This is a genomic window from Janthinobacterium sp. BJB446, from assembly GCF_002735655.1.
GTDB lineage: Bacteria > Pseudomonadota > Gammaproteobacteria > Burkholderiales > Burkholderiaceae_D > Janthinobacterium > Janthinobacterium lividum.
The window spans coordinates 229489-255274 of record NZ_PDZK01000003.1 but is presented as its reverse complement, the minus strand read 5'-3'; the positions used below and the strand labels follow the sequence as shown (position 1 = coordinate 255274).

The following is a 25786-nucleotide window of genomic DNA, read 5'->3' as shown; positions in this document are numbered from 1 at the left end:
TGTGGGCACGTTTTACTTCGCTACGCCCAGGTTCTGCTTGAAGAACATCTCGATTTTCTTGTACACGTGGCGCTGGCCCGCGCGCGACGAGATGCCGTGCTTGGCGCCCGGATACGTCATCAGGTCGAACTGCACGCCGCGGTTCACCAGCGCGTCGATCAATCGCGTGCTGTTGCTGAACAGGACGTTGTCGTCGGCCATGCCGTGCACCAGCAGCAGCGGCGACTTCAGGCCGTCGAGGTGGGCGAACACGGTACTGGCCTTGTAGCCATCGACGTTTTCCTTCGGCATGCCGAGGAATTGCTCCGTGTAGTGGGTGTCGTACAGCGACCAGTCGGTGACGGGCGCCACCGATACGCCCATGGCGATCTTGTCGGACGCGGCCGACAGCAAGCGCAGGGTCATGAAGCCGCCATAGCTCCAGCCGAACACGCCGATGCGTTTCGCGTCCACGAAGCTTTGCTTGCCCAGCCAGTCGATGCCGACCAGCTGGTCCGCCACTTCCGCTGCGCCCAGGTTGTGATAGATGGCGTCCGTGAACGCGCGCTCGCGGCGCGACGAACCGCGGTTATCGAGGCGGAAGACGACAAAGCCCTGCTGCGCCATGTACTGGTCGAAGTTGTTGCCCCAGCGGCGAGCCACGTGCTGCGAGTGCGGGCCGCCATACGTCGACAGGTAGACGGGGTAGCGTTTGCTTGCGTCGAAGTTCGACGGCTTGACGATGGAGTAATACAGCGTCTGGCCATCGTTGGCTTTCAGGGTGCCGTACTCCGTCGGCAGGTGATCCGCCTTGTATTTCGCGTATGGGTGGCTGGCGTTCAGCGCGTTTTCTTCCAGCCAGCCCACCATGGCGCCGTCCGGGCGGCGGATGCTCACTTGCGGCGGCGTGGCCGGGTCGGAATACGTGTCGACAAACACTTCGCCATTGCGCGAGAACGTCGTGTCGTGCCAGCCATCGGCTTTCGTCACGCGCTGCGGCTTGTCGGCCGTGCTGCCATCCAGGGCCAGCGCGTAGGTCTGCTTGTCGATCACCGCGTCGCGGTTCGACGAGACGAACACCTTGCCCGTCTTCTGGTTCACGGCCAGCACGCTGTCGATGCCCCATGCGCCGGAAGTGACCGGGTGCAGCAGCTTGCCGCCCATGTCGTACAAATACAGATGGTTGCGGCCCGTGCGTTCGGACGACCAGAGGAAGGTGCCGTTCGACAGGAAGCGCAGGTCGTCATGGATGCTGACCCAGGTCTTCGACGTTTCCGTCAGCAGGGTGCGCTGCGCCAACGTGGCTGCATCAACTGCCACCAGGTCGAGGGTCTTCTGGTCGCGCGACTGGCGCTGGTACACGAGCGACTTGCTGTCCGCGCTCCAGTCGGCGCGCACCAGGTAGATGTCCGGGTTCGTGCCCAGGTCCACCTGGCGCTGCGCGCCCGTTTCCGGCGAGACGATCAGCAGTTGCACCAGCACGTTCGGGTCGCCGGCAGCCGGGTAGCGCTGCTCGACGACGTCGGTGCGGTCGGCGAAGATTTCGAAGCGGCGCACGACGGGCACCGGGGCTTCGTCATAGCGCTTATACGCGATGGCGGAATCGTCGGGGGCCCAGTAGTAGCCGGTACGCTGGCCCATTTCTTCCTGCGCCACGAATTCGGCCTCGCCGTTGCGGATAGTGCCCTTGCCGTCCGTCGTCAGCTGGCGTTCCTTGTTTGTCTTGAGGTCGATGACATAGATGTTCTGGTCGCGCACGAACGACACATAGCGGCCTTTCGGCGAGATTTTCGGATCGAGCACATTGCCCTTGGCGACCAGGCGCGCCTTGTCCGGATGGGCCGCATCGACCAGGTACAGATTGCCGGCCAGCGGCACCAGCAGCTGCTTGCCATCGGGCGACCAGCTGTAGCTGAGAATGCCGTTCAGGCTGGCCGTGCGCTCGCGTTCGCGGCGCGCCTGCTCTTCGGGCGAAATCGTTTCATTCGGCACCAGCGCCTTGGAGTCGACCAGGCGGTGCGTGCTCTTGTCCTTCAGCTTGAATTCCCACAGGTCGAGCTGGAACTGGTTGTCGGCGCGGCCGCGCAGGAACGTGACGCGCTCGCCATCGGGCGAGACCTTCAGGTAGCGCACGCCGGGGCCGGCCAGCGCCGGATCGGCGTGGATGCGTTCCAGGGTCAGCTTTTCAGCCGATGCGGGAACGCTGGCCATCGCGGCCAGAAAACAAAGAATAAAACGCATGGATGTCTCGGTAGTTGGAGGAATGAATGGCTCTGCATGCAAAAGGCGCGCTTGAGCGTTGCCTAAGCGTAAGACGATACCAGAGCGTGCCTGTTTATGCGATAGCTCCGGCCACGGAATAAGGCGTTCCTGGCCGTATTTCCTTCGATGGAAATATCCGATCGCCACTCATTCCATGGCGCTTTGCCTGGTCAGGCCAATATCGACCCTGCGACCACAGTCAGGCATGCGCCGCCTATCCAGGCGTGGCCATCGCGGAAATTGACGGACACGCGGCCGTCGCGCTGAAGGCAGGTACCCTGGCGCACGCGGTAGTCGGCGCCCGCCAGCAGGTGCGCGATGCAGGCGTTGGCGCTGCCCGTGACGGGATCCTCGACCAGTGCGCCGTGCTCGCTGAGCAGAGCGCGCACTTCGTAATCGGCCGGCCCGCCGGCGCCGTGCGCGCCGTAGAGGGCTAGTCCGTCAGCGCTTGACGCGGCCAGCAATGCCGTCAGTGCCGCGATGTCGGCATGGACGGCCAGGCAGGCCGCGGCTTCCGGCAGCGGCACGCACAGCCAGCGGATGCCCATGTCGACGATGGTGCCGCCAGCGGCCGCCGCATCGCCCAGCGCCGTCTGCAGCAGCGGCAGCAGCGCGGGGGCGAGCGCGCGCGCGGTGCAGGGCGGCGCCTGGAACGCCAGCATGCCGCCGGCGCCGCGTTCTATCTGCACCAGGCCGACGCCGCATTCCTGCACGATGCGCGCGCCCTTGGGCTGCATGCCCGCATCGAGCAGGGCATGCGCCGTGCCCAGGGTCGGGTGGCCGGCGAACGGGAATTCCATCTCGGGCGAAAAGATCCGCACGCGGTAATCGGCGGCGGGATCGCGCGGCGCCAGCACGAAGGTGGTTTCCGACAGGCCCGTCCAGCGCGCGATCGCCTGCATCTGCGCGTCATCGAGGCCATTCGCGTCGAGCACCACGGCCAGCGGATTGCCCAGGAAGGGCACCGCGCTGAAGACATCGACTTGCCTGAAGGGGCGTTGTTGCGGCATGGTGGCTTCCTCGCTGGCTTATCGGGCGGCGCGCAGGCGCTGCAGCGACAAGCGGTTCAAATACCAGGTCAGCAGCACGGCCGCCACCGTCAGGCCCGTGACGAGGCCGATCCAGAAACCGGCGGCGCCCATCGGCTCGGCCGGCGACCAGATGAAGCCGGACGGCGCGAGGCCCAGCACGTAGCCGATCGGCAGCGAGAAGCCCCAGAACGCCAGCAACTGGATCAGCATCGGCTGGCGCGTCACCTTGTAGCCGCGGATGGCGCAGGAAGTGGCCACCTGCGTCGCGTCGGACAGCTGGAACAGGGCGGCGAACAGCAGCAGCTGCGCGCACAGGGCCTGCACCTGCGGGTCGGACGTGTAGGCTTGCGCGATCTGGTGGCGGAAGATGGTGATGACGGCAGCCGAAACGATGGCCGCCGTCAGCGACATGGCCACGCCCACCCACGAAATGAAGCGCGCGCGGCGCAGATTGGCTTCGCCCACGGCGTGGCCCACGCGCGTGACCAGCGCGATGCCGAACGTGAGCGGCACCATGAAGACGACGGACGAGAAATTCAGGGCGATTTGGTGCGCCGACACCTGGATCACGCCGAAGCGCGCCACCAGCAGGCTGATGACGCCAAAGGCGCTGACCTCGGCAAAGTAGGTCACGCCGATGGGCAGGCCCAGGCGCAGCATGGGGCCGATGGACGACAGCTGCGGCCATTCCCAGTGCGTGAACGGATACGTGGCGCGGTAGGCGGGCGCGATCCTGATCCAGGCCAGCATGGCCAGCAGCATCATCCATACGCAGCAGGTGGTGGCCACGGCGCAGCCCACGCCGCCCATCTTCGGCATGCCCCAGTGGCCGTAGATCAGCAGGTAGTTGACGAGGATATTGAGGCCCAGTGCGGCCAGCGCGATGACCATCACGGGCTTGGTCTGGTTGATGCTGGTGCTGTAGCCGTACAGGGCGCGGTAGGCGGCGAACGGCGGCAGCGCGCAGCTGATGATATGCACGAACAGCTTGGCCTTGGCCGCGACGGCGGGTTCCAGCATCAGGTGGTCGAATACCAGCGCCGCCATGTTCGTCAGCAAACAAGCCACGAGGCCCACGAGCAGCGCCTTCCACAGCGACTGGCGCACGATGTGCGGCACCCGGTCGTGCCGCGCGGCGCCGATTTCATGCGCCACCAGGGTATTGATCGCCATCATGATGCCGCTCACGGTGACGAGCACGATGGACCAGATGGCCGCGCCCAGCGACACGGCGGCCAGTTCCTCGGGATTCGTATGGCCCGTCATCGCCACGTCGGCCGCGCCCATGCCGACGGTGGCCAGCTGGCCGATCAGGATGGGCCAGGCCAGCTTCCACAGAGACGAGACTTCAGTGCGGATGGCGGGCAGGGTGAACGAGGTAGTGTGTGGCATGGGCGGCAAGCTTGACTAAACACAAGATTCTACCGGCATTCGCCGTGCTTGTCCGCCGCCGCTCCCGGGAGATGCCCGGAGGGGCGCCGGGCGCGGTAATCATTTGTTACAGCTAAGTGGGCCGGTCGCGGATAGACTGCGTGCTCTATTTGGCAAAATGACCAAATAGTCAACCGCAGTACCCTGACTATGGAGTAAGACCATGTTGAAGAAAGCCTTGAATTGCGCCCTGTTGCTGGGCGCCGCCATGACGGCCGAACTGGCCGGCGCCGGCGAACTGACTCTGTATTCGCGCGACGATTATCACGGCCGCTCGCAGACCGTGCGCGACGCCGTCGCCGACCTGGAAGATGTGCGTTTCAACGACACGACGCAAAGCATCCGCGTGCGCTCGGGCCGCTGGGAAGCATGCGAGGAAGCCGATTTCCGCGGCGCCTGCTTCCTGCTGGAGGCGGGCGAGTATCCCTCGCTCGATGGCCGCGCCAACAAAATCACCTCGCTGCGCGAAGTGCGCGGCGGCTGGGGTGGTCATCCGGGCCGCGATCGCGACGGTGATCGTGACCGTGACCGTGGGCGCGACTGGGACGGCCGCCGGGACCGCGACCGTGAGCACGGCCATTTGCCAGGGCGCTCGCTGGGCGGCGAACTGACCTTCTATACGCGCGACGATTTCGCCGGCCGCAGTTTGACCGTGCGCAACGCCTCGGCCGATTTGCGCGAGCGCGATTTCAACGATACGGTGCAAAGCGTGCGCGTGCGCTCCGGCTATTGGGAAGTGTGCGAGGACGTGGATTTCCGCGGCCGTTGCCGGACACTGGTCCCCGGTGAATACGCGAGCCTGGAGCGCATGAGCAACCGCATCTCGTCCGTGCGCGAAGTGCGCTGACGCCAAGCGGGCAGGAACGGCCGGTCCCTGCCGGGGCCGGTTATTGCTTTTGGTAACAATTTATTGTGCTTTTCCCATACTTTGTTACACCGTTTTTTTCTGCGGATGGTTACACTGGCATCAGTTGTCATGTCGATCACTGATTGACCTTTACCGGTACTGGAGACCACCCGATGAATCGTCCGCTGAGTCTTGCGCTGCTGTGTGCCAGTGCGCTGTTAGCCCATGTGTCGGCGCACGCCGCTGAAATCAGCTTGTACACCGATGATAATTTCAAGGGCCGCATGGTGGTCTTGCGCGACACGACGGACGATTTGTCGCGCATGAATTTCAATGACAAGGTGTCGAGCATCAAGGTTGCTTCGGGCCGCTGGGAGGTGTGCGCGCATGCCAACTTCAAGGGCGCATGCAAGACGTTCGAGCGCGGCGATTACCCTTCCATGCCCGGCATGAACGACAAGATTTCCTCGGTGCGCCTGGCGGACGGCAGCGGCGGCGGCAGCCGGCCCGAAACGCCATCCGCGCCGTCGCCATCCTCGCCAGAAGTGTCGCCGTCGCCAGAAACGTCGCGGCCACCGCCAGAGCGAGAACGCGAGCGCGGTGCGGCGCTGCAAGTGTTTGATACCTCGGCGCAGCGCGGTGCCTCGGTCGACATCAATAGCGACCGCGACGACTTTGTCGATATCGGCTTCAATGACCGCTCCGCCAGCATTCGCGTGCGCCACGGTTACTGGCAACTGTGCAGTGACTCCAATTTCCATGGCAGCTGCCGAGTGTATGCCCCGGGCAGCTACGAGTTGCCACGCAATCTGCAAGGCAAGACGTCATCGGCACGCCTGGTTGACCCGCGCGAGGAAAACCAGCCGGCCAGCGAAGACCCGATGCTGCTGCTGTACCCGCGCTCTCATATGGGGGGACGCGGCCTGCCGGTGAATCGCGATGTGAGCGATCTGGTACGCATGAACTTCAACGACCAGACCAATTCCATCGTGATCAATGCCGGCGACTGGGAAGTGTGCGCCGATGCGCATTACGGTGGCCGCTGCGAGATCCTCGAGCCCGGTATCTACAATACGCTCGATGCACTCGACGGCCGCATTTCCTCGCTGCGCCGCCTGCGTTGACACGGCACCGCAATGCATGAAGAATAACGATTAATTAACTGGAGTTGAGAATGATATCCCCTAGCCTGAAACTGGCGCTGTTTTCCAGCGCCGTCCTGTTCACCCACCTGGGCGCCCATGCGGGCGAGATCACCCTGTTCGAGGACGACAATTTCCGTGGCCGCGCGGTGACCCTGCGCGAAACGACGGATAACCTGTCGCCCCAGGGCTTCAACGACAAGGCGTCCAGCATCATGGTGCGTTCGGGTACCTGGGATGTGTGCACGGACTCCGGCTTTCGCGGCAATTGCCGCAGCCTGGGGCCAGGCGAATACCGCTCATTGCCAGGCATGAACGACGCCATCACCTCGGTGCGCGAAACGGGGCGCGGCGATGGCTACAATCCGGGACGCCCGGGCCGCGACCCAGACCGTGGCCATGGCGGCTATGGCCGTGGCGGCAGCCTGGAAGTGTATTCGGGCGCCGGCCAGAATGGCGGCTCGGCGCGCCTGAACCGCGATACGGACGATTTCGTCAGCATCGGTTTCAACGACCGCACCACCAGCATCGTCATCTATAACGGCTACTGGCAGCTGTGCAGCGACTCGAACTACCAGGGCACTTGCCGCATTTTCGGCCCCGGCCGTCACGACGACCTGGGGCGCGGCCTTGAGGGGCGCGTCTCCTCGGCGCGCATGGTCGACGAGCGCGAAGCGCGCCGCCAGCAGCAGTATGAGCGGCCGCAGTACGAGCAGCAGTATCCGCAATACCAGCAGCCGCAGTACCAGCAGCGCGGCGCCGTCCTGCTGTTCCCCGAGGTGGGCATGCGCGGCGAACCGCTGGCGCTGGACCGCAATGCGGAAGATCTGGTGCGCTTCAATTTCAATGACCGCGCCTCGTCCATCGTCGTCAATGAGGGCCAGTGGGAAGTGTGCAGCGATTCGAATTTCCGTGGCCGCTGCGAAGTGATCGGGCCGGGCGAATATGGACGCCTGAACGCCATGGAAAACCAGATTTCCTCGCTGCGCCGCGTGCGCTGATCGCTTCCTGACGCCGTGCTGACAGGCCGCCTGCCGGGAATGCCCCGCCAGGCGGCTTTTACATTCCCAGCCGTGTGCTGACATTTGCTTGCCCTTTGTTACACTCGCCGCCTGCCGCCTGGACTACACTGGCGAAAATGCCTCAGTATTGGAGTTGTCATGGTTCGATCTTTCCGCCCCGCGCTGTTGTGCGCCGCCACCTTCCTCGCCCCCCTTGCCGCATCCGCGGGCGAAATCACCCTGTTCGAGGACGCCGGTTTCCGCGGCCGTCCCGTCACCCTGCGTTCCGATGCGGGAGATTTGTCGCGCATGGGCTTTAACGACAAGACCTCCAGCGTGATCGTGCGCTCGGGCACCTGGGAAGTGTGCAAGGACGCCAATTACCGGGGCAGCTGCCGCACCCTGGGGCCGGGCCGCTACAGCAGCATGCCGGGCATGAACGACGCCATCTCTTCGGTGCGCGAAGCGGGCCGCCCGGGCCATGGCGGCGGTGACCACCGTCCCTACCCGCCGCGCCCTCCGCGTCCGGAGCCGGAGCGCCCTTATCCCGGCCATCCAGGTTATCCCGGCCACGGCGGCGGCCACCGTCCCGACATGAATGGCGCCGTGCTGATGTTCCCTGACGCCGGCATGCGCGGACGGCCCGTGCGCCTGGACCGCGAAGTGCATGACTTGAACCGCTATGGCTTCAACGACCGCGCCGAATCGATCGTCGTCAATTACGGCCGGTGGGAGTTCTGCGTCGATGCCAATTTCCGTGGCCGCTGCGTGGTGATGGGGCCAGGCAGCTATGGCCGCCTGCATGGAGGCCTGGACCGCCGCATTTCCTCGGTGCGCCGCGTGCGCTAGGCATTTTCCGCTGCCATTTTCACCGCCCGCGCGCCCCGTGCCCCGCGGGCGGTGTTGTATTGTGCGCACGCGCTGTCGGCGCCAATTCGTGTACTCTTCCCATAGGCAGTTCAACCATGGGGAGCAAGCACGGTGGAATACAAGGACTACTACAAGGAGCTGGGCGTCGAGAAGACGGCGACCGAGGCCGAGATCAAGAAGGCGTACCGCAAGCTGGTGCGCAAATACCATCCCGACGTGAGCAAGGAACCGGACGCCGACAAGCGCACCAAGGCCCTGAACGAGGCCTACGGCGTGCTGGGCGACGCGGAAAAGCGCGCCGCCTACGATGAACTGGGCCGCAGCGCGCAGGGCCATCCCAAGGGAGAGCCGTTCCGGCCGCCGCCGGACTGGGGTTCGGGCTACGAATCGTCGGGCGCCGACGACAGCGATTTCTTTGCCGACCTGTTCGCCCACGTGGGCGGACGGCGCCGCGCCAACAGCACCTTCCAGATGCAGGGCGAGGACAGCCACGCGGCCATCACCATCGACCTGCAGGACAGCTACCAGGGCGCCAAGCGCCACATCGTCATGCGCGTGCCCGAAGCGGATGCGCAAGGCCACGTGGTAACGCGCGAGCGTACCCTGGAAGTGACGATACCGAAAGGCGTCACGGAAGGACAGCAGCTGCGCATGAAAGGGCAGGGCAATCCCGGCAGTGGCGGCGCTCCCGCCGGTGATTGGTACCTGGAGATCCGCTTCCGGCCCGATGCGCGCTACAAGGTGGAAGGACGCGACGTGTTCGAGACGGTGCCCGTCACGCCATGGGAAGCGGCGCTGGGCGGCGAGATCGACGTGCCCACGCCATCTGGCACGGTGTCCGTCAGCGTGCCGCCCAATTCGCAGACGGGGCGCAAGCTGCGCCTGAAAGGGCGCGGCATTCCCGCCGCCCAGCCGGGCGACCTGTATCTGCTGCTGGAAGTGGTGCTGCCGCCGGCGAACGACGACAAGGCGCGGGAACTGTATGCAACCATGGCGCGCGAGATGGCTTTCAATCCGCGCCAGAAGCTGGGAGGGTAAATCATGACAAACAAGGTAATTGGCGAATTGCTCGAAGACCGTGCCCTGAGCCTGGAAGAACTGGCGCGCGCCTGCGCCGTGGAACCGGACTGGGTGGTGCAGCACGTGCAGACGGGCGTGCTGCTACAAAATGGCCCGCCGGCGGGGCAGCTGACGGCCTGGCGCTTCACCAGCCTGGACTTGGTGCGCGCGCGCCGCCTGCACGAAATCGAATCCGTGTTCGACGCGAACGCCGAACTGGCCGCGCTGGTGGTCGACCTGTCGGAAGAAGTGGCGCGTTTGCGCCGCCGCCTGCACGTGCTGGGCGTGGAGTAGTCCTTATGCAGGCTCGCCGTGCCGCTGCACGGTGAGCCTGCCGATATAGAATTGCCCATTGACGACGACCCGGTGCGGGATGCCGGCCACGTCGAAGCCGGGGCCGCCGTCTTCCATCCATTCCTGCGCCAGCGAGTCGAACTGCTGCGGCGTCATGCGCAGCATCTGCGCCGTGATGACGAAGCGCGCGCCAGGTTTTTGTTTGTTGACGAAGTCGTCGATGCCGGCCATGTGGTTCCTTATTAAAGTGTTACCCGCATCATACCTGTGTCAATTGTGAACTCACAACGCCTAACAAAACCGTAGCGAGCGGCAGCGATTTGTGGCTAAGAAGCGCAACCGTACTTTAGTACGGTGAGCATCGCAGGCCGCAAAGCGCGACGCGCAGTAGGTTTTGTTTGGCGTTTAAAACCCTTGGGCCAGCAGCGGCAACTGCTCCGCAAACCGCTCCGTCAGCCACTTGCCCGCCTGGCCCGGCGGCGTGTCGGCGCGCTGGATCAGGTAGATCGGGTAATTCTCGCCATTGTCGACGGCCAGCGGCAGGTGCACCAGGCGGCCTTCGGCCAGGTCTTCCCGCACCATCGCTTCGGGCATGTTGCCCCAGCCCAGGCCAGCGCGCAGCAGCGCGTGCTTGGAACCGAGGTCGCCCAGGCGCCAGTTGCGCAATCCCAGTACGCCAAAATCCTGGCCCTCCGTCAGCACGCTGCGGTCGCTGAGCACCAGTTGCACGTGTTCGCGCGCCACGCTGGAGGCAATCGGCCCTGCCTGCTGCGCCAGCGCGTGGCTGGGGGCGGCCACGGGAATCAGGCGCACGTGGCCGACGGCGAGGCGCTCGAAGACACTGGCCGTGGCCGTCATCCAGCCACCGAGGCCGATGTGGCAGCTGCCATCCATCACCAGCTGCGCCACGGCGCCCATGGCTTCGATGCGCAGGCGCAGGGCGACGGTGGGGAACTGCGCCTGGAACGCTTCCAGGACGCGCACCAGCACGCAGGTGGGAAACATCACGTCCACCACGACCGATACTTCCGCTTCCAGCCCGCCCGCCAGCGCCTTGGCGCGCGCGCGCATGCCGTCGACCTTCAGGGCCACGGCGCGCGCGTCGGCCAGCAGGGCCTTGCCCGCGTCAGTCAGGGTGGGTTTGCGCTTGCCGCGGTCGAGCAGCACCACATTCAGCTGTTCTTCCAGGTTGGCGATGGTGTAGCTGATCACCGATTGCGTGCGATGCAGCTGGCGCGCCGCGTGGGCGAAGCCGCCCGCGTCGATGACGGCGACAAACACGCGCAACTGGTCGAGCGAAGGCTGGCCCGGTTCTCTCATGGTGACTCCATATCTAAAAATTCGATGCTAATCATTTATATTTATACGGTTTCATCGATGGTAGACCCGAACTATGCTGTGTGCAAGGGCCGCGATGCGGCATTCCAGTCTACCGTTTTCGAAGGAGCATTTCATGAGCAAAGTCTTGTACATCAATAGCAGCGTGCGCAACAGCGGTTCCCTGTCGCGTCAATTGTCCGGCGAATTCGTCGCCAAACTGGCCGCGCAAGGCGCCAGCGTCGTTGAACGCGACCTGGCGGCGCAGCCCGTGCCGCACCTGACGGAAGAGGTGATGGGCGCCTTCTTCACGCCAGCCGACCAGCGCAGCGCGCAGGCGGCAGCGGCCGTGCAATTGTCCGATATCCTGGTCGATGAATTGCTGGCCGCCGACGTGCTGGTACTGGCCGCGCCCATGTACAACTTTTCCGTGCCGTCGACCCTGAAGGCGTGGATCGACCACGTGGCGCGCGCGGGACGCACGTTCCAGTACACGGCGACGGGCCCGGTCGGCCTGGCCACGGGCAAGAAAGCGGTGATTTTCACGGCCAGCGGCGGCGTCTACAGCGAAGGCCCGGGCGCCGCGTATGACTACCTGAGCACCTATCTGCGCACGGCGCTGGGCTTCATCGGCATCACGGATATCGAGTTCGTGCAAGCCGAAGGCGTGGCCATGGGCGAGGAAGCCGTCAGCAGCGCGATCGCCAAGGGCCGTGCCTCGATCGAGGCGCTGGCTGCCTGAGTTCGCTCTAGTTCCAAAGAGGGATTGCCAATCTGCCATGGTTGACATAAGCTTGCCAGCGGCACGCCCCGTGCCAGCCTGGCGAGCCGTTCGCCATGAAAGTCCCTCATGCACAAGTTGGCAAGCGCGGTATTGTTCGGATGTTCCTTGTTTTCAGCAGGCATGGCGCTGGCGCAGACCGCGCCCCCTGCGCCGCCTCACGCGGGGCGCCACGCCTCCACGCCCGAGGATATACGCGCCATCGAAAAAGTCGTCGCCGACTTCCAGGCGGCCTTGATCGCCAAGGATGTCAAGCTGCTGTCGTCGCTGCTGCTGCATACCAACATCCTGTTCGCCTCGCCGGCCGACGACGGTTTCATCAAGAAAATGCGCGACACGACGGACGTCCACTTCGACGGCGTCGGGGCGGCCGGCTATGTTGCATTCGCCAACTTCATCAAGCGCGAACCGCAGCGCACGGAAGAAAAATTCTACAACGTCAAGATCACCCAGGACCGCCATGTGGCGTGGGTCAACTTCGACTACGAATTCCTCGTCGGCGACAAATTGTCCAACTATGGCGTGGAAGCGTGGCAGATGGTCAAGCGCGATGGCGAATGGAAAATCCTCAGCGTCGTCTGGTCCATGCATCCCGCGGCCGAGGCGGGAAAATAGGCGCCAGACAGGCCGCGTCAGTCGCGCGGCAGTTCGCGAATTTCCACCGTTCCCCCTGCGTTCAGTACGGGGTTTCCGATTAACAATTTTTTTGCATCGTCTATACTTTCAGCTTGCACACGTAGATAGCCTGACAAGTGTGGCGTGACCGGCCTGGCTTGGCCGGACTGGTGCACGCAGATACCGGGTCCGATGGAGCTGCCACCGCAGAAGCGGCCACTGGCCCTGAGCATGGCGAAGTAGTCTTCCCAGGCTGAGGTGGCGACGTCCACCGGTGTTTCCGTGTCGTCGTGCATGAAGATAATGTAGTCATTCATCTTTTTCTCCTGTGCCGCGTTATAAAAAGAGAGCTGAATTGAGTATCCTGAGCAATCGCGAGCGCATGGTTTTACCCTCACCGCGTCAGTCCGTAGAGACAAGCTGTCCGGCCATGTCATTTTTGGAGCGAACATCGTGCCGATAAAGTATGTTGATTTTTATGAGGTGAATTACACGGCAGAGCGCTTGCCGGGCTGCAAGCTATGGGGCGCCTACGTCGCCATCTATGCCCCTTCGCCCAATCCCATGCACCGGATGAATCTGGTTCGCAAACGCCGGGTGTCGGCCGACCACCAGTTTACAACGGAAGCGGACGCCATGGCCGAAGCGGGCGAGGTGGCCGTCAAGCTGGTCGAGCGGCGCCAGCGCCGTTACGTCTTCCATCCCTGAATCGTCGCGTGGCTTGTTTCGGCGCAAGTTATTGCGAGTGAGCACAGTCCTGGCGTAGCCGGTGCAGGCGCGCCGGCGAAGTTGCCCGTATCATGCGAACTATTGCCACGCCAGAGGACCGCCATGAAACGCCAGTTGCACCTGCTTGTCATTGATCCGCAAAACGATTTTTGCGACTTGCCCGCCGCCTGGCTGCCGCCAGATACGGCACCGGCGCTGGCCGTGCCCGGCGCCCACGCCGACATGCTGCGCGTGGCGCAACTGATCCGCGAAGGGGGCAGCGGCCTGACGCAGATCAGCGTGACCCTCGATGCGCACCATCGCTACGACATTGCCCACCCCGCCTTCTGGCGCACGGGCGATGGCGGCGCCGTGCCGCCGTTTACGCAGATCAGCGCGCAGCAGGTGCGCGACCGCCTGTTCCTGCCCGCCGCCAGCGGCACCTTGCCGCGCGCGCTGGCTTACCTCGATGCCTTGCAGCAAGCGGGACGCTATCAATTGATGGTGTGGCCCGTGCATTGCGAGATCGGCAGCTGGGGCCAGAATATCCATGCGGCCGTGCGCGCCGCCTACAACGCCTGGGAAGTGGATCACCTGCGAGTGGTGGCCAAGCTGAGCAAGGGTTCCAACCCATGGACCGAGCATTACTCGGCCGTCATGGCGGAAGTGCCTGATCCTCAGGATGCGGCTACCCAGCTGAACCTGGATTTCCTTGCAACCTTGTTGCCGGCGCAGCAGATTTATGTCACCGGCGAGGCGGGCAGCCATTGCGTGAAAGCCAGCACCGAGCACATCGCCGATTACCTGGAAGCGCAGCAAGGCAAGCCGGCCCTGTCGCGCCTGGTATTGCTGACGGACTGCATGAGCCCCGTCACGGGTTTTGCATCGCAGCAGCGCGACTTCCTTGCCGCCATGCATGCGCGCGGCGCGCGGCTGGCCACCTCCGCCGACGTCTTGCCCGAATTGTTGGCCAACGCGGCTGCCTGAGCCATTATTAATCGTGCCCTGCTGAAATGCTTGCGGTGGCGTACTATTCTGGCTTCAGGAAGTTGGAGAAAACACACATGACCCCGATAGTGCGCAGTTTGCTGGAAACCGATCTGTATAAATTTACAATGTGGCAAGCATTGCTGCACGGTCATCCGAATACCCATACCGAATACGAATTTGTCTGCCGCAACGCCACCGCTTTTCCCCTGGCCGAACTGAAGGGCGAACTGGAGGAACAGCTCGACCATTTATGCTCGATGTCGTTTGCCGACGACGAGCTGGCCTATCTGCGCACCCTGCGCTTCATGAAGAGCGATTTCGTCGACTTCCTGACGGTGTTCCGCTTCCAGCGCAAATTCATCGACGTCAGCACGGATGGCGACACCCTGCTCGTGCATGCGGCCGGGCCGCAGGTGCACGTGATGGGCTTCGAGATTTTCGTGCTGTACATCATCAACGAACTGTATTTCCGCCGCTTCGACCTCGATGCGGCCATGCGCGAAGGGCGCCACCGCCTGGGCTTGAAAGTGGCGGCCGTCAAGGAGTTCGGCAAGCTGCCGCGGCGCAAGCATCCGTTCGAGTTTTCCGACTTCGGCGTGCGCCGGCGCTTTTCCGGCGCCTGGCATGACGAGGTGGTGCAACGGCTGGCGCGCGAGGTGCCCGAATATTTCAAGGGCACGTCGAATGTCTACCTGGCGAAAAAGCTGGGCATCGTGCCGATCGGCACCATGGCGCATGAATACATGCAATCGTTCCAGTCCTTCGGCGTGCGCCTGCGCGACTTCCAGAAGGCGGCACTGGAAGACTGGGTACAGGAATACCGGGGCGACCTGGGCATCGCCCTGACGGACGTGGTCGGCATGGATGCCTTTTTGGCTGACTTCGACCTGTATTTCGCCAAGCTGTTCGACGGCTTGCGCCACGATTCGGGCGACCCCGTCGAGTGGGGCGAGAAGGCGCTGGCCCATTACGCGGCCCTGCGCATCGACGCCAATACCAAGCGCCTCGTGTTTTCCGACGGCCTGGACCTGGACAAGGCGTTTGCGCTGTACCAGCACTTCGCCGACCGCATCATGACGGGCTTTGGCATCGGCACCAATCTCACCAACGATGTCGGTTTGACGCCGCTCAACATCGTCATGAAACTGGTGCGCTGCAATGGCCAGTCCGTGGCGAAACTGTCGGATTCGCCGGGCAAGACCCTGTGCAAGGATGAAACCTTCCTCGCGTATTTACGGCAAGTGTTTCACCACCCGGCAGTGTAGGTGCCTGGCTAGAAGCCCGTCACTACCGTGTTCATGTGCTCGACCTGGGGCGGGGCGGCAAAGAATTCACCGACCAGGCCGCGCCATGCCTGGAAGTCGTCGCTGCCGCGGAAATGCACGGTATGGTCTTCCAGGGTCGTCCAGCCCACCACCAGGCGGTAGGCATCGCCGTTTTCGATCGAGCGCTCCAGGCGCATCGATTCGCAGCCGCGTGCGCGCTGGAACAGGGGGATGGCTTTCGTCACGGCCGCTTCGAAGGCAGCATGCGTGGCCGATTTGATCTGGATGTGGGCAATTTCAAAAATCATGGCAAGTTCCACTGAGGAATGAAGGAATGCTGATCTTGCCATAATTTCGCCGCGCAGGGGGAGGACGTCAGCCTGCAAGCGCCTGTGCGCTTGCGCGCTGGCCGCCCGCGTGGCTGGCCGTGCGCTGGTCGATATCGCAGCCGTGATGCGCCTGCACGATGGCGTGCGCCCGTTCCCGTTCCTGCGGGGTGCCGATGGCCACGACGAGGCGGAACATGCCGCGCCATGCGGCCTTGCCCTGTATGGGGACGGTGGGGACGGCCTCGTCGTCGACCGTGTCGAGCTGCACGGCGTATGCGGGGAACCCGTCGCCGAGCAGGGCGCTGCGGGCCTGCTGCGCATCGGCAAAATGGTCGAAGATACGGATCAGGGCAGATGGGGCAAGGGAGTGCGTGGCGGTGCTCATGGTCTGGCTCCCGGAAGGTGTCGTTTGAATTTGACCGGCGAGCCTGTAAAAAATTCTGCCTCAGCCTGTAAAATCCTCCATCAAGGCGCAAAAGTTTGATAAATATCCAGTATGGCTGCCAAGTCGCGCTAAGATACGCCTTGCGGTGCGTCCTGCAGGCAGGGATGCGGGATCAATCTTTCATAGGAGAACCAAATGGCAGCGAAGAAAATTCTGTTTTTGACCGGCGATTTTGCAGAAGATTATGAAACGATGGTGCCCTTCCAGGCCCTGCTGATGCTCGGCCATACCGTGCATGCCGTCTGTCCCGGCAAGAAAAGCGGCGAGACGATCAAGACGGCCATCCACGATTTCGAGGGCGACCAGACATATACAGAAAAGCCGGGCCATTTGTTCACCCTGAACGCCAGCTTCGACGAGATCGACCCGGCCCACTATGACGCCGTGATGATCGCCGGCGGCCGCGCCCCCGAATATCTGCGCCTGAACGAGAAAGTCATCGCCGCCGTGCGCCATTTCGCCGAAGCGGGCAAGCCTGTCGCGGCCGTGTGCCACGGCGCGCAATTGCTGGCCGCCGCCGACGTCATCCGCGGCAAGCGCATTTCCGCCTATCCCGCCTGCGCGCCGGAAGTGAAACTGGCGGGCGGCACGTATGCCGACATCGCCGTCACGGACGCCGTCACGGATGGCCAGTTCGTCACGGCCCCCGCCTGGCCTGCGCATCCGGCCTGGCTGGCGCAGTTCGTCAAGCTGCTCGGTACCGAGATCCGTTTGTAACCTTTACCAGCCCGGCAGGCCGCAGCGCTTGCCGGGCGCACCACTTTTCAGATTCGAGTTCTTCATGCATGCGCTGCGCAGTCAATCTTCCCGCAAAAAACTTCCAGCCTCGCGCTGGCGCCAGCGCCGCCTGGCGCAAGCCGCATCGGGCCTGAGCGCCGCGCAGGAACGCCAGCTGGCCACCCTGCACGAGATTTCCACCTTGCTGGCGGGGCAGCACGCCATCGATGCGCTGTGCCGTGGCTTCTTGCGCCACGTGATGCAGTTCGCGCAGGCCGAAGGGGGCACCGTGCGCATCCTCGACCCGCAGCACGATACCGTGCATATCATCGTGCACGAGGGCATTTCCGATGCCATGGTGGAAGAGGAACACTGCATTCGCAACAACGATTGCCTGTGCGGCGCGGCCGTGGCGCAGGGCGTGATCCAGATCCGCGACTTCCGCCAGGTCGATGCGCTGCAGCGCTACCGTTGCCAGGACGAAGGCTTTATCGCCATCGCCGTCTTTCCCATCCTCGCGCGCGAGCAGGTGGTGGGCAGTTTTTCGCTGCACTTTGCGCAGCCGCAAGCCGTGCAGGCGCAGCAGCAGGGCTGGCTGGAAACCCTGGGCCAGAGCCTGGGCATCGCCATTGAAAACCAGCGCCTGATTGCGCGCGAAAAGGAATTTGCCGTGGCGCGCGAACGCAGCCTGCTGGCCGAAGGCTTGCATGACAGCATCGCGCAAAGCCTCAATTTCATCAGCCTGCAAGTGCAGATGCTTGACGATTCCGTGCGCCGGGGCCAGCTCGACGAAGCGGCCGAAGTGTTGCCGCTGATGCGCATGGGCGTCGAGCAAAGCTACCAGGACGTGCGCGAATTGCTGGTCAATTTCCGCACGCGCTGGCATGGCAGCGACCTCGAAAGCAAGCTCACGGAAGTGCTGGCCAAGTTCGAGCTGCAGACGGGCGTCACGGGAACCCTGGAGATGAGCGGCAATGGCGCGCCGCTGGCGCCGGAACAGCAGTTGCAGATCCTGTTCATCGTGCAGGAAGCGCTGTCGAATATCCGCAAGCACGCGCAAGCGGGCAGCGTGACGCTGCGCGTGGAAAACGGGCGCGATTTTGCGCTGCAGGTGCGCGACGATGGCGAAGGCTTTGCCGCCAACCTGCGCGACAAGAAAACGGAATTGCAGATCGGTTTGCGTATCATGCAGGAACGGGCCGAGCGGCTCGGTGCGCACTTTGCCATCGACAGCCGGCCCGGCGCTGGCACGACGATCTCGCTGGCCTTGCCGGCAGCCCGGCGCCAGGCCGCGTAACAGATGACTTATCCCTATCAGGCAACAAACATAGTGAACGCACCAATCAAAATCCTGCTGGTCGATGACCACACCTTGCTGCGCAGCGGCGTCAAGCTGCTGTTGCAGCGCAATCCTCAATTCCAGGTGGTGGGCGAGGCTTCGAACGGGCTGGACGGCGTGCGCCTGACGGCCGAACTGCGGCCCGACGTGGTGCTGATGGACTTGAACATGCCCGGCGTGTCCGGCGTCGAGGCGCTGGAGCTGATCTTGCAGGACCTGCCGCAGATGATCGTGCTGATGCTGACCGTGTCGGAAAACGCGGCCGACCTGGGCGCGGCCCTGCGCGCTGGCGCACGCGGCTACTTGCTGAAAAATATCGAAGCCGAGCAGCTGGGCCAGGCCATTTGCCGCGCCGCCGCCGGCGAATCCGTGATTGCCGACGCCATGACGGCCAAGCTCGTGTCGCAGTTCCGCGCGGGACAGAATGCGCCCCAGGCCGACTATGACAAACTGACGCCGCGCGAACGGGAAGCCATGGCCTGCCTGGCGCAAGGACTGAGCAACAAGGAAATCGCGCGCCAGCTGGACGTGGCCGAAAGCACGGTGAAAATCCACGTGCAAAACATCCTCAAAAAGCTTAAGCTCAGCAGCCGCGTGCAGATCGCCGTCTACGCCGTCGAGCGCGAATTGAGTAAATAAAGATCAAACAACGCGCAAATAGTGCGCAAGGAATCCGCGATTGTTTGATCTGCATGGCGTTCTGGCCTAGACAACCCTAGTTCCTTTGACGTATGGTCTTGACCGTGCCTGCGCATTACACTCTTAGTCATTCGCTAATCTAATAAGAGAGTGTCATGCATAAGGTCAACGTCGATGGCTTGCTATCGAGCCAGGCTCTGTTCCGCCATATTTCCCCTTCGCAATTAGAGCAATTGCGCCAGGATGTCGTGCGCGTCGAAGTGGAAAAAGGCAAAGTGCTGTTCCGCAAGGGTGAAGTGGCGGAAGGCGCCTATGTGGTGGTCTTCGGCCTCGTCAAGCTGAGCGTGTTTTCCATGGAAGGCACGGACAAGGTACTGGAATTGATCCGTCCAGGCCAGAGTTTCGGCGAAGCTATGATTTTCCTCGATGAACCGTACCCATTCTGCGCCGAAGCGCTCGAGCACTGCCTGCTGTTGCGCATCCCGCCGCACGCGCTGCTGCGCCTGCTGGACCAGTCGCCACGCATCGCGCGCCAGATGATGAACAGCCTGTCGCACCACCTGATGGGTTTTATCCGCAACGTGGAGCGCTGCTCCGTGCAGAACGCCACCCAGCGCGTGGTCGAGTACCTGCTGCAAGCGTCGGACCAGCAGCGTTCGAACGAGGTCAAGCTGGACCTGAAGAAAAGTTTACTGGCATCGTTCCTGAACCTGGCGCCCGCCACCCTGTCGCGCGTGCTGCACCAGTTGACGGACTTGCACCTGATTAAAGTCAGCGGTTCGCTGATCCAGATCCAGCCGGACGCCTTGAAAACCTACCGCCATGGTTCTACCGCGGCCATGCTGAATTAAGCATCTAAGCTTTTTCAGCAGGCAAGGTCAGTCGCCAGAACAGCAGGGCGAGCAAGCTGACCGCCGCGCCCAGCGCGCATACCCCATGCCAGCCCGCCAGCGCATACACGCTGGTGGCGGCAATCGCACCGACTCCGCTTCCCACCGCATAAAACAGCATGTAGCACGCCACCAGGCGGCTGTGCGCGTCGCTGTCCTGCCTGAAAATCAGGCTCTGGTTCGTCACGTGGATGGCCTGGCCCGCCAGGTCCAGCGCGATGACGCCAACGATCAAGGGCCATAGGGCTGCGCCCGCAAAGCTCAGCGGCAGCCACGCGGCCAGCAGCAGCAACAGGGCCGCACCCGTCGTCCACTGCGCGCGTCCACCGTCGGCCAGCGCCCCGGCGCGCGCCGCGCCCAGCGCGCCGATCACGCCCACCAGGCCAAACGCGCCGATGGCCGCATGCGAATAGCCTTGCGCCGTCAACGGCAGCACCAGGGCGCTCCAGAAAATATTGAAAACGGCAAACATCAGCAGGGCCAGCATGCCCCTTACGCGCAGCACCTTGTGGTGCAGCAGCATGTCCAGCATCGAGGCGAGCAGGGCACCGTAGCCCAGCCGTCGATTGGCCGGCTGCGCCGGCGGCAGCTTGCGCCACAGCAGCAACAGCAGGGCGCAAGCGATGGCCGCCGAAACAAAATACACGGCGCGCCAGTCGGCGAGATCGGCCACCACGCCGGACAGGGTGCGCGCCAGCAGCAAGCCGATCACCACGCCGCCCTGCGCCATGCCGACGACTCTGCCCCGCTCATGGCTGGCTGCCGCGCTGGCCGCATAGGCGATCAAGCCCTGCGTCATGGCCGTGCCCAGCAGACCCACCAGCAGCATGCCGCCCAGCAAACCGGCCGTAGAACGGGCGCAGCCCAGCGCCGCCAAGGTCATGGCCAGCAAACCCAGCTGGAACAGGGTCAGGCGGCGCCGGTTCAGCATGTCGCCCAGCGGCACCAGCAAGAGCAGGGCCAGCGCGCAGCCGAGCTGCGTGGCCGTGACGACCATGCCGCTGGCAGCGTCCGTCATGCCGAATTCGTGCGCCAGCGTGGCGAGTAAAGGCTGGGCGTAATACACATTAGCCACGCTGAGGCCGGCCGCCGTGGCAAATAGCCAGACGAGGGAAGGGGGAAGTGCTGTCGTGATGGGTGGGGTGGTATCGCGCATGGGCTTGTATGTAAGTGGTTTCAAATTAAAACTAGTTGGAGTCTACGCCGAGAAGTTTTAAAATGCAACCAGTCAATCCTGGAGAATGCCCGTGGCCAAGCGCAAGAGCCTGAAAACCGACCCCTGTCCCGTGGCGCGCGCGCTTGACGCGATCGGCGAGCGCTGGTCGCTGCTGATCGTGCGCGACGCCTTCGACGGCATGCGCCGCTTTGGCGAATTCCAGAAAAGCCTGGGCGTGGCAAAGAACATCCTGGCCGACCGCCTGCATACCCTGGTGGAAGAGGGTATCTTTACGGTCGCCCCCGCCTCGGACGGCACGGCGTACCAGGAATACGTGCTGACGGCCAAGGGGCTGGCGCTGTTTCCCGTCGTCGTCGGCTTGCGCCAGTGGAGCGAGGCGCACTTGTTCGAGGCGGGCGAGGCGCATTCCACCTTGCTGCAACGCGGTTCAGGCTTGCCCGTGCGCCGCATGGATGTGCTGGCAGCGGATGGGCACGTGTTGCAGGCGGGCGACACGGTCGTGCACAAGGTGTTGCCGCAATGACGCGCGTGGCCGTGCTGGGCGGGGGGATCACGGGCGTGACGACGGCGTATGCGCTGGCGAAACGGGGCGTGGACGTGACCCTGATCGAGCGCCACCGCTATGCCGCCATGGAAACGTCATACGCGAACGGCGGGCAATTGTCGGCCTCGCATGCGGAAGTGTGGAACCACAAGGCAACGATACTCAACGCCTTGAAATGGATGGCGCGGCGCGATGCGCCGCTGCTGCTGCATCCATGGCCCAGCTGGCACAAGCTGAGCTGGTTTGCGGAGTTTCTTGCCGCCATGCCCGCCTACGAGCGCAACACCATCGCCACGGCGCGCATGGCGATCGCCGCGCGCGAACATTTGTTTGCGTGGGCGAAAGAGGAAAATATAGCTTTCGATCACCGCCGCGCCGGCATCCTGCATGTGTACCGGGAGCGTGCCGGCTTCGAGCGGGCGGCAGGCGTGTCGCGCCTGCTGGCACAGGGCGGACTGGAGCGGCGCGCCGTCACGCGGCAGGAAATGCGCGCCATCGAGCCGACCTTGCAGGGCGAGTTTTACGGCGGCTATTACACGGACAGCGATTCCACGGGCGACATCCACAAGTTCACCAGCGGCCTGGCCGACGCCTGCGTGCGCCGTGGCGTGGCTTGCCGCTACGGTGCACAGGTCACGGCGCTGGCGCGCGAACACGGCAAGGTGCGCATTAGCGTGGGAGACGGCGCGGGCGAGGACAGCACCCTGTTCGACGCCGTCGTGATCTGCGCGGGCACGGCCAGCCGCACCCTGGCCGCATCGCTGGGCGACCATGTGAATGTGTATCCCGTGAAAGGGTACTCGATTACCGTGCAGCTCGATGACCTTGCCAGCCGCGCGGCGGCGCCCAAGGTCAGCCTGCTCGATGATGCCACCAAGCTGGTCAGCAGCCGCCTCGGCGAAGACCGGCTCAGAGTGGCGGGCACGGCCGAATTCAACGGCATCAACCACGATATCCGCGCCGACCGCATCCGGCCACTGCTGCAGTGGGTGGAGCAGTGCTTTCCGGGCATCAATACGCGCAAGGTGATCCCGTGGGCGGGCTTGCGTCCCATGCTGCCGGACATGCTGCCGAAAGTGGGGCCGGGCAAGGCGCCGGGCGTGTACTACAACACGGGCCACGGCCACCTGGGCTGGACCCTGGCGGCGGCCACGGCGGAGATGGTGGCGCAGCAAGTGGCTGCCGTGGCGCGGGATTGAGCCATGCCAACGATCGCCATCCTGATCTTTCCCGGCGTGCAGGCGCTCGACGTCAGCGGGCCCATGGACGTGTTTGCCGAGGCGAACAGCTTTCTGCCGCCAGAACGGCAATACCGGATCGAGGTGCTGGGCACGCAGGAAGGCTTGCTGCGCTGCTCCAACGGGCTGTGCCTGGCCGCGCACCGGCATTATGCGCAGGCGCACGACGCCTATGACCTGTTGCTGGTGGCGGGCGGCCCCGGCTTGCCGGCGCAACCGGTTGACGCGGACCTGAGCGCCTGGCTGGCCAGTGCCGCCGGCAAGGCGCGCCGCCACGGTTCCATCTGCAATGGCGCGTTTTTGCTGGGCCATGCGGGCTTGCTCGATGGTAAAAAAGTGGCCACGCACTGGAACGATGCGGCCGCGCTGGCCGCGCGTTTTCCGCTGGCGCAGGTCGATGCGGACAGCATCTATGTGCATGACGGCAATCTGGTCAGCTCGGCGGGCGTAACGGCCGGCATCGACCTGTCGCTCTCCTTGCTGGCCGAAGCAGGCGGGGTGGGCGGGGCGCAGCTTGCGCTGCAGGTGGCGCGCCGCCTGGTGGTGTACACGCAGCGCCAGGGCGGGCAGTCGCAGTTCAGTCCGTATCTGACGCCCGTGGTGGATGCGGCTTCTCCCGTGGCGCAGGCGCAGCAATACGTGCTGGCGCACTTGGGCGAAGCGCTCGACGTGGACACCCTGGCGCGGCTGGTGGCCATGAGTCCCCGCAACTTTGCCCGCGTCTTCGTGCGCGAGCTGGGTGTGACGCCAGCCCAGTTCATCGAAAGCGCCCGGCTCGATGCGGCGCGCGCCCTGCTCGAAGCGAGTAGCGATCCGCTGAAAACCGTCGCCTGGCGCTGCGGCTTCGGCACGGCCGATCAGTTGCGCACGGTGTTCCTGCGGCGCCTGGGCGTATCGGCCAAGCAATACCGGCAACATTTTTCCAGTTACCGGCAAGGATGACATCGCGCATGGCAGGAATCCCCGCCATGCTGTCCGGAAAGCGCGGCAGCCGGCACCCCCGCTGCGCCGGGCGCAAACCTATACTTTTCCTGCTGGCGCGCCACTTCGGCCGCGCCCTTGAGGAAAGTCAAACATGCACACGACACTGGACGCCGAGCGGGTCGGCCCCGCCTATACCGAGGACGGCATGCTGCTGGCGCGCCGCAAGACGCGCGAGGCGATTGCCGCCATCGCCGCGCGGATCCGCCCCGGCATGCTGGAAGAAGACGCCGTCGCCATGGCGAAGCAGGTGCTGCCGGACATGGGGCTTGCGCTGAGCTGGCATCCCACGCGCGTGCGCTTCGGGCGCAATACCACGAAACCGATGAAACGCGCCTCCGAGCCCGGCGTGATCCTGCAAGAGAGCGACATTTTCTTCCTCGATATCGCACCGCGTGTGCAGGCGTGGGAAGGCGATGGCGGCGCCACGTTTACGGTGGGCGCCAGCGAACAGCAGGCGGACTATGCCCGCTGCGCGCGCGATGCGGAATGCCTGTTCCACCAGGTGCGCGCCGTGTGGCAGCGCGACAGGCTGACGGGGCAAGCCCTGTATGCCTACGCAGAAGAGGAAGCGCGCAAGCTGGGCTGGGAATTGAACTTTGACCTGGGCGGCCACCGCGTGTCCGACTTCCCGCACGCGACGATCTACGCGGGCGCGTTGGCCGACGCGGATTTTTCGCCGTCACCGATGCGCTGGATCCTGGAAATCCATCTGCGCCATCCGACCTTGCCGTATGGCGCTTTCTTCGAGGACATGCTGCTCGACGACAGCTACTATGCTTAGTTCTTCGGCAGCAGATCGCTGAGCGCGGCGCGGCCCTTGACGGTGAGGAAGGGGCCGACCTTGCCGTAGGGAAGTAAAAAATCGTTTTCACAGCCGCTGCCATTTGAGTCTTCCCAGAAGGACACACCTTCGGGTTTCAATGACAGGTGGAAGCGGCCACGGCCGTCGTAATCCGTGCCCTTGCACTCGGCGTCGATCGTCACATTCTTGAAGAGGGCCTGGCGCAGGCGGTCGGGCAATTCGGCCTTGTCGTCGCCATCGCTGGCGCTGGCGCCAAACCAGTTCCACACGTCCGTTTCCTGGCCCGTTTTCACGTCCCAGGTACGGAACCTGATGGAGATGCCGCTGGCGCCATAGCCGGCCGGCCAGCGGTAGAACTTGACCGTCACCCAGCGCGGCGACCAGTAGGTGGGTTCCGCATACACTTCGTCTTCCGTCGTGAAACCGTTGCGGCCCAGGTATTCGCGGCGCGTGGCATAGAAGTCGGCCAGGTCTTTCTTGTTTTTTGCCAGCACGGCGCGCAGCTGCGTATTGATTTTCGCCACGCCATCGCCGGGCGCGATCAATTCCACAGTGATGGTGTCGCCGATTTGCAGGTTGCGGTATTGCTTGCCTTCGAAGGCGATCGGTTTGCTCACCTTGGTGCCGGGAAACGCTTCCAGCGCCAGGTTGTAGGCATCGCTGGCGCAGGATGGGTGTTCGCGGTCGCCCGCCGCTTCCAGCAGGGTCAAGGCCAGGGGCAGGGTCTTGCCGCTTTGCGGCTCCGTCCATGTGCCGGTAACCTTGCCGTCTTGCGGCGCGTCCAGGCTCCACGTGCCCGTCGTGTCGCCCTTGGCGTTGAGTTCCTGCCACAGCGCCTTGCCGTTCGGCTTGGACAGCATGATCGGCGTCTTGTAGCGCGTGTAGTAATAGTTGCCGCTGCGATCAGACCCTTGCGTGGGGCTGGGCTGGTTGAAGCAGGCCACGATACTGGCCTTGCCCACAGTGCCCTGCCACACCCCTTGCACGGGCGGCTCGGCAGCCATGGCGGCATGCAGGGCGGGCAGGGTCAGGCAAGCAAACAGAAAGCGGCGCATCGGTTTTTCCTCTCGTGGGCGAAGGCCGATTCTAC

29 protein-coding genes are annotated in these 25786 nt (G+C 63.9%); 19 read left to right on the top strand and 10 right to left on the bottom strand.

The window, feature by feature from the left end:
* Positions 1–12 precede the first annotated feature (12 nt).
* From CSQ92_RS20555 to CSQ92_RS20545, 3 genes are all read right to left on the bottom strand, one after another.
* On the bottom strand, positions 13–2220 hold the full coding sequence (locus CSQ92_RS20555; protein ID WP_099395233.1) for a S9 family peptidase: 2208 nt from the start codon (positions 2218–2220) through the stop codon (positions 13–15).
* A 191-nt stretch (positions 2221–2411) separates the two neighbouring features.
* Entirely contained in the window at positions 2412–3251 is an 840-nt protein-coding gene (locus CSQ92_RS20550) for a PhzF family phenazine biosynthesis protein (RefSeq protein ID WP_099395232.1), read from the bottom strand.
* 18 nt (positions 3252–3269) lie between these two features.
* Positions 3270–4664, bottom strand: a complete 1395-nt coding sequence (locus CSQ92_RS20545) for an MATE family efflux transporter (RefSeq protein ID WP_099395231.1) — start codon at positions 4662–4664, stop codon at positions 3270–3272.
* Positions 4665–4866: 202 nt separating this feature from the next.
* Here CSQ92_RS20545 and CSQ92_RS20540 point away from each other — a divergent pair, with 202 nt between their 5' ends.
* The 6 genes from CSQ92_RS20540 (at position 4867) to CSQ92_RS20515 (ending at position 9916) form a co-directional block, all read left to right on the top strand.
* On the top strand, positions 4867–5550 hold the full coding sequence (locus CSQ92_RS20540; RefSeq protein WP_070282562.1) for a beta/gamma crystallin family protein: 684 nt from the start codon (positions 4867–4869) through the stop codon (positions 5548–5550).
* A 173-nt stretch (positions 5551–5723) separates the two neighbouring features.
* Positions 5724–6674 carry a beta/gamma crystallin-related protein gene (locus tag CSQ92_RS20535; RefSeq protein ID WP_099395230.1) on the top strand — a complete coding sequence of 317 codons (951 nt, stop codon included), beginning with the start codon at positions 5724–5726 and terminating at the stop codon, positions 6672–6674.
* Between the two features lie 50 nt (positions 6675–6724).
* Entirely contained in the window at positions 6725–7693 is a 969-nt protein-coding gene (locus tag CSQ92_RS20530) for a beta/gamma crystallin-related protein (RefSeq protein WP_099395229.1), read from the top strand.
* A 159-nt stretch (positions 7694–7852) separates the two neighbouring features.
* Positions 7853–8542 (top strand): beta/gamma crystallin-related protein, encoded by a 690-nt coding sequence (locus CSQ92_RS20525; protein WP_099395228.1) that lies wholly within the window; start codon positions 7853–7855, stop codon positions 8540–8542.
* 132 nt (positions 8543–8674) lie between these two features.
* Positions 8675–9601 (top strand): DnaJ C-terminal domain-containing protein, encoded by a 927-nt coding sequence (locus CSQ92_RS20520; RefSeq protein ID WP_099395227.1) that lies wholly within the window; start codon positions 8675–8677, stop codon positions 9599–9601.
* A 3-nt stretch (positions 9602–9604) separates the two neighbouring features.
* Positions 9605–9916 carry a MerR family transcriptional regulator gene (locus CSQ92_RS20515; RefSeq protein ID WP_046685292.1) on the top strand — a complete coding sequence of 104 codons (312 nt, stop codon included), beginning with the start codon at positions 9605–9607 and terminating at the stop codon, positions 9914–9916.
* Positions 9917–9919: 3 nt separating this feature from the next.
* Here the strand turns inward: CSQ92_RS20515 and CSQ92_RS20510 are convergent, their stop codons facing one another.
* Together CSQ92_RS20510 and CSQ92_RS20505 are read right to left on the bottom strand one after the other, a co-directional pair.
* Positions 9920–10147, bottom strand: coding sequence for a hypothetical protein (locus CSQ92_RS20510; protein ID WP_034781896.1), 228 nt, complete (start codon positions 10145–10147; stop codon positions 9920–9922).
* A 174-nt stretch (positions 10148–10321) separates the two neighbouring features.
* A complete protein-coding gene (locus CSQ92_RS20505) occupies positions 10322–11236 on the bottom strand; it encodes a LysR family transcriptional regulator (RefSeq protein ID WP_034781899.1) in 915 nt (304 codons plus the stop codon).
* A gap of 133 nt (positions 11237–11369) precedes the next feature.
* Here CSQ92_RS20505 and CSQ92_RS20500 point away from each other — a divergent pair, with 133 nt between their 5' ends.
* On the top strand, positions 11370–11975 hold the full coding sequence (locus CSQ92_RS20500; RefSeq protein ID WP_034781902.1) for an FMN-dependent NADH-azoreductase: 606 nt from the start codon (positions 11370–11372) through the stop codon (positions 11973–11975).
* Between the two features lie 147 nt (positions 11976–12122).
* On the top strand, positions 12123–12629 hold the full coding sequence (locus tag CSQ92_RS20495; protein WP_180277075.1) for a nuclear transport factor 2 family protein: 507 nt from the start codon (positions 12123–12125) through the stop codon (positions 12627–12629).
* A gap of 17 nt (positions 12630–12646) precedes the next feature.
* On the opposite strand, the gene CSQ92_RS20490 is transcribed toward CSQ92_RS20495, so the two are convergent.
* Positions 12647–12946 carry a hypothetical protein gene (locus CSQ92_RS20490; RefSeq protein ID WP_092611522.1) on the bottom strand — a complete coding sequence of 100 codons (300 nt, stop codon included), beginning with the start codon at positions 12944–12946 and terminating at the stop codon, positions 12647–12649.
* A gap of 166 nt (positions 12947–13112) precedes the next feature.
* Between CSQ92_RS20490 and CSQ92_RS20485 the strand changes: the two genes are divergently transcribed.
* From CSQ92_RS20485 to pncB, 3 genes are all read left to right on the top strand, one after another.
* On the top strand, positions 13113–13337 hold the full coding sequence (locus CSQ92_RS20485; RefSeq protein WP_240317608.1) for a hypothetical protein: 225 nt from the start codon (positions 13113–13115) through the stop codon (positions 13335–13337).
* Positions 13338–13460: 123 nt separating this feature from the next.
* Positions 13461–14324, top strand: coding sequence for a cysteine hydrolase (locus tag CSQ92_RS20480; protein ID WP_099395225.1), 864 nt, complete (start codon positions 13461–13463; stop codon positions 14322–14324).
* A 77-nt stretch (positions 14325–14401) separates the two neighbouring features.
* Entirely contained in the window at positions 14402–15592 is a 1191-nt protein-coding gene (gene pncB, locus CSQ92_RS20475; protein WP_034781917.1) for a nicotinate phosphoribosyltransferase, read from the top strand.
* Between the two features lie 8 nt (positions 15593–15600).
* Here pncB and CSQ92_RS20470 read toward each other — a convergent pair whose 3' ends face one another.
* Both CSQ92_RS20470 and CSQ92_RS20465 read right to left on the bottom strand, forming a co-directional pair.
* Positions 15601–15900 (bottom strand): antibiotic biosynthesis monooxygenase family protein, encoded by a 300-nt coding sequence (locus CSQ92_RS20470; RefSeq protein ID WP_034781921.1) that lies wholly within the window; start codon positions 15898–15900, stop codon positions 15601–15603.
* A gap of 67 nt (positions 15901–15967) precedes the next feature.
* Positions 15968–16306, bottom strand: a complete 339-nt coding sequence (locus CSQ92_RS20465; RefSeq protein WP_099395224.1) for a hypothetical protein — start codon at positions 16304–16306, stop codon at positions 15968–15970.
* Between the two features lie 195 nt (positions 16307–16501).
* Between CSQ92_RS20465 and CSQ92_RS20460 the strand changes: the two genes are divergently transcribed.
* The 4 genes from CSQ92_RS20460 (at position 16502) to CSQ92_RS20445 (ending at position 19912) form a co-directional block, all read left to right on the top strand.
* The gene (locus CSQ92_RS20460) at positions 16502–17083 is read left to right on the top strand and encodes a DJ-1/PfpI family protein (RefSeq protein WP_034781925.1); all 582 of its coding nucleotides are present in this window, start codon (positions 16502–16504) and stop codon (positions 17081–17083) included.
* A 64-nt stretch (positions 17084–17147) separates the two neighbouring features.
* Positions 17148–18380: a GAF domain-containing sensor histidine kinase gene (locus CSQ92_RS20455; RefSeq protein ID WP_099395223.1), complete on the top strand. Its 1233-nt coding sequence runs from the start codon at positions 17148–17150 to the stop codon at positions 18378–18380.
* Between the two features lie 3 nt (positions 18381–18383).
* Entirely contained in the window at positions 18384–19061 is a 678-nt protein-coding gene (locus CSQ92_RS20450) for a response regulator (protein ID WP_180277074.1), read from the top strand.
* Positions 19062–19216: 155 nt separating this feature from the next.
* Positions 19217–19912 (top strand): Crp/Fnr family transcriptional regulator, encoded by a 696-nt coding sequence (locus CSQ92_RS20445; RefSeq protein WP_034781930.1) that lies wholly within the window; start codon positions 19217–19219, stop codon positions 19910–19912.
* 4 nt (positions 19913–19916) lie between these two features.
* Here the strand turns inward: CSQ92_RS20445 and CSQ92_RS20440 are convergent, their stop codons facing one another.
* Positions 19917–21107: an MFS transporter gene (locus tag CSQ92_RS20440; RefSeq protein ID WP_099395222.1), complete on the bottom strand. Its 1191-nt coding sequence runs from the start codon at positions 21105–21107 to the stop codon at positions 19917–19919.
* A gap of 91 nt (positions 21108–21198) precedes the next feature.
* Here CSQ92_RS20440 and CSQ92_RS20435 point away from each other — a divergent pair, with 91 nt between their 5' ends.
* From CSQ92_RS20435 to CSQ92_RS20420, 4 genes are all read left to right on the top strand, one after another.
* Entirely contained in the window at positions 21199–21651 is a 453-nt protein-coding gene (locus tag CSQ92_RS20435) for a winged helix-turn-helix transcriptional regulator (protein ID WP_099395392.1), read from the top strand.
* A complete protein-coding gene (locus CSQ92_RS20430; protein WP_099395221.1) occupies positions 21648–22871 on the top strand; it encodes a D-amino acid dehydrogenase in 1224 nt (407 codons plus the stop codon). Before CSQ92_RS20435 ends, CSQ92_RS20430 begins: the two co-directional genes overlap by 4 nt.
* Before the next feature lie 3 nt (positions 22872–22874).
* On the top strand, positions 22875–23852 hold the full coding sequence (locus CSQ92_RS20425) for a GlxA family transcriptional regulator (protein WP_099395220.1): 978 nt from the start codon (positions 22875–22877) through the stop codon (positions 23850–23852).
* Positions 23853–23985: 133 nt separating this feature from the next.
* A complete protein-coding gene (locus CSQ92_RS20420; RefSeq protein ID WP_099395219.1) occupies positions 23986–24675 on the top strand; it encodes a M24 family metallopeptidase in 690 nt (229 codons plus the stop codon).
* Here CSQ92_RS20420 and CSQ92_RS20415 read toward each other — a convergent pair.
* Positions 24672–25751: a hypothetical protein gene (locus CSQ92_RS20415; RefSeq protein ID WP_099395218.1), complete on the bottom strand. Its 1080-nt coding sequence runs from the start codon at positions 25749–25751 to the stop codon at positions 24672–24674. The two genes, CSQ92_RS20420 and CSQ92_RS20415, sit on opposite strands and share 4 nt — an antisense overlap.
* Between the last annotated feature and the right edge of the window lie 35 nt (positions 25752–25786).

Coding starts and splice junctions, on each gene's coding strand:
- CSQ92_RS20455 (WP_099395223.1), top strand. CDS start 17,148: ATGCATGCGCTGCGCAGTCAATCTTCCCGCAAAAAACTTCCAGCCTCG.
- CSQ92_RS20465 (WP_099395224.1), bottom strand. CDS start 16,306: ATGAGCACCGCCACGCACTCCCTTGCCCCATCTGCCCTGATCCGTATC.
- CSQ92_RS20545 (WP_099395231.1), bottom strand. CDS start 4,664: ATGCCACACACTACCTCGTTCACCCTGCCCGCCATCCGCACTGAAGTC.
- CSQ92_RS20490 (WP_092611522.1), bottom strand. CDS start 12,946: ATGAATGACTACATTATCTTCATGCACGACGACACGGAAACACCGGTG.
- CSQ92_RS20425 (WP_099395220.1), top strand. CDS start 22,875: ATGCCAACGATCGCCATCCTGATCTTTCCCGGCGTGCAGGCGCTCGAC.
- CSQ92_RS20430 (WP_099395221.1), top strand. CDS start 21,648: ATGACGCGCGTGGCCGTGCTGGGCGGGGGGATCACGGGCGTGACGACG.
- CSQ92_RS20450 (WP_180277074.1), top strand. CDS start 18,384: ATGACTTATCCCTATCAGGCAACAAACATAGTGAACGCACCAATCAAA.
- CSQ92_RS20420 (WP_099395219.1), top strand. CDS start 23,986: ATGCACACGACACTGGACGCCGAGCGGGTCGGCCCCGCCTATACCGAG.
- CSQ92_RS20470 (WP_034781921.1), bottom strand. CDS start 15,900: ATGATTTTTGAAATTGCCCACATCCAGATCAAATCGGCCACGCATGCT.
- CSQ92_RS20480 (WP_099395225.1), top strand. CDS start 13,461: ATGAAACGCCAGTTGCACCTGCTTGTCATTGATCCGCAAAACGATTTT.
- CSQ92_RS20445 (WP_034781930.1), top strand. CDS start 19,217: ATGCATAAGGTCAACGTCGATGGCTTGCTATCGAGCCAGGCTCTGTTC.
- CSQ92_RS20500 (WP_034781902.1), top strand. CDS start 11,370: ATGAGCAAAGTCTTGTACATCAATAGCAGCGTGCGCAACAGCGGTTCC.
- CSQ92_RS20415 (WP_099395218.1), bottom strand. CDS start 25,751: ATGCGCCGCTTTCTGTTTGCTTGCCTGACCCTGCCCGCCCTGCATGCC.
- CSQ92_RS20525 (WP_099395228.1), top strand. CDS start 7,853: ATGGTTCGATCTTTCCGCCCCGCGCTGTTGTGCGCCGCCACCTTCCTC.
- CSQ92_RS20530 (WP_099395229.1), top strand. CDS start 6,725: ATGATATCCCCTAGCCTGAAACTGGCGCTGTTTTCCAGCGCCGTCCTG.
- CSQ92_RS20505 (WP_034781899.1), bottom strand. CDS start 11,236: ATGAGAGAACCGGGCCAGCCTTCGCTCGACCAGTTGCGCGTGTTTGTC.
- CSQ92_RS20510 (WP_034781896.1), bottom strand. CDS start 10,147: ATGGCCGGCATCGACGACTTCGTCAACAAACAAAAACCTGGCGCGCGC.
- CSQ92_RS20515 (WP_046685292.1), top strand. CDS start 9,605: ATGACAAACAAGGTAATTGGCGAATTGCTCGAAGACCGTGCCCTGAGC.
- pncB (WP_034781917.1), top strand. CDS start 14,402: ATGACCCCGATAGTGCGCAGTTTGCTGGAAACCGATCTGTATAAATTT.
- CSQ92_RS20460 (WP_034781925.1), top strand. CDS start 16,502: ATGGCAGCGAAGAAAATTCTGTTTTTGACCGGCGATTTTGCAGAAGAT.
- CSQ92_RS20550 (WP_099395232.1), bottom strand. CDS start 3,251: ATGCCGCAACAACGCCCCTTCAGGCAAGTCGATGTCTTCAGCGCGGTG.
- CSQ92_RS20540 (WP_070282562.1), top strand. CDS start 4,867: ATGTTGAAGAAAGCCTTGAATTGCGCCCTGTTGCTGGGCGCCGCCATG.
- CSQ92_RS20535 (WP_099395230.1), top strand. CDS start 5,724: ATGAATCGTCCGCTGAGTCTTGCGCTGCTGTGTGCCAGTGCGCTGTTA.
- CSQ92_RS20555 (WP_099395233.1), bottom strand. CDS start 2,220: ATGCGTTTTATTCTTTGTTTTCTGGCCGCGATGGCCAGCGTTCCCGCA.
- CSQ92_RS20440 (WP_099395222.1), bottom strand. CDS start 21,107: ATGCGCGATACCACCCCACCCATCACGACAGCACTTCCCCCTTCCCTC.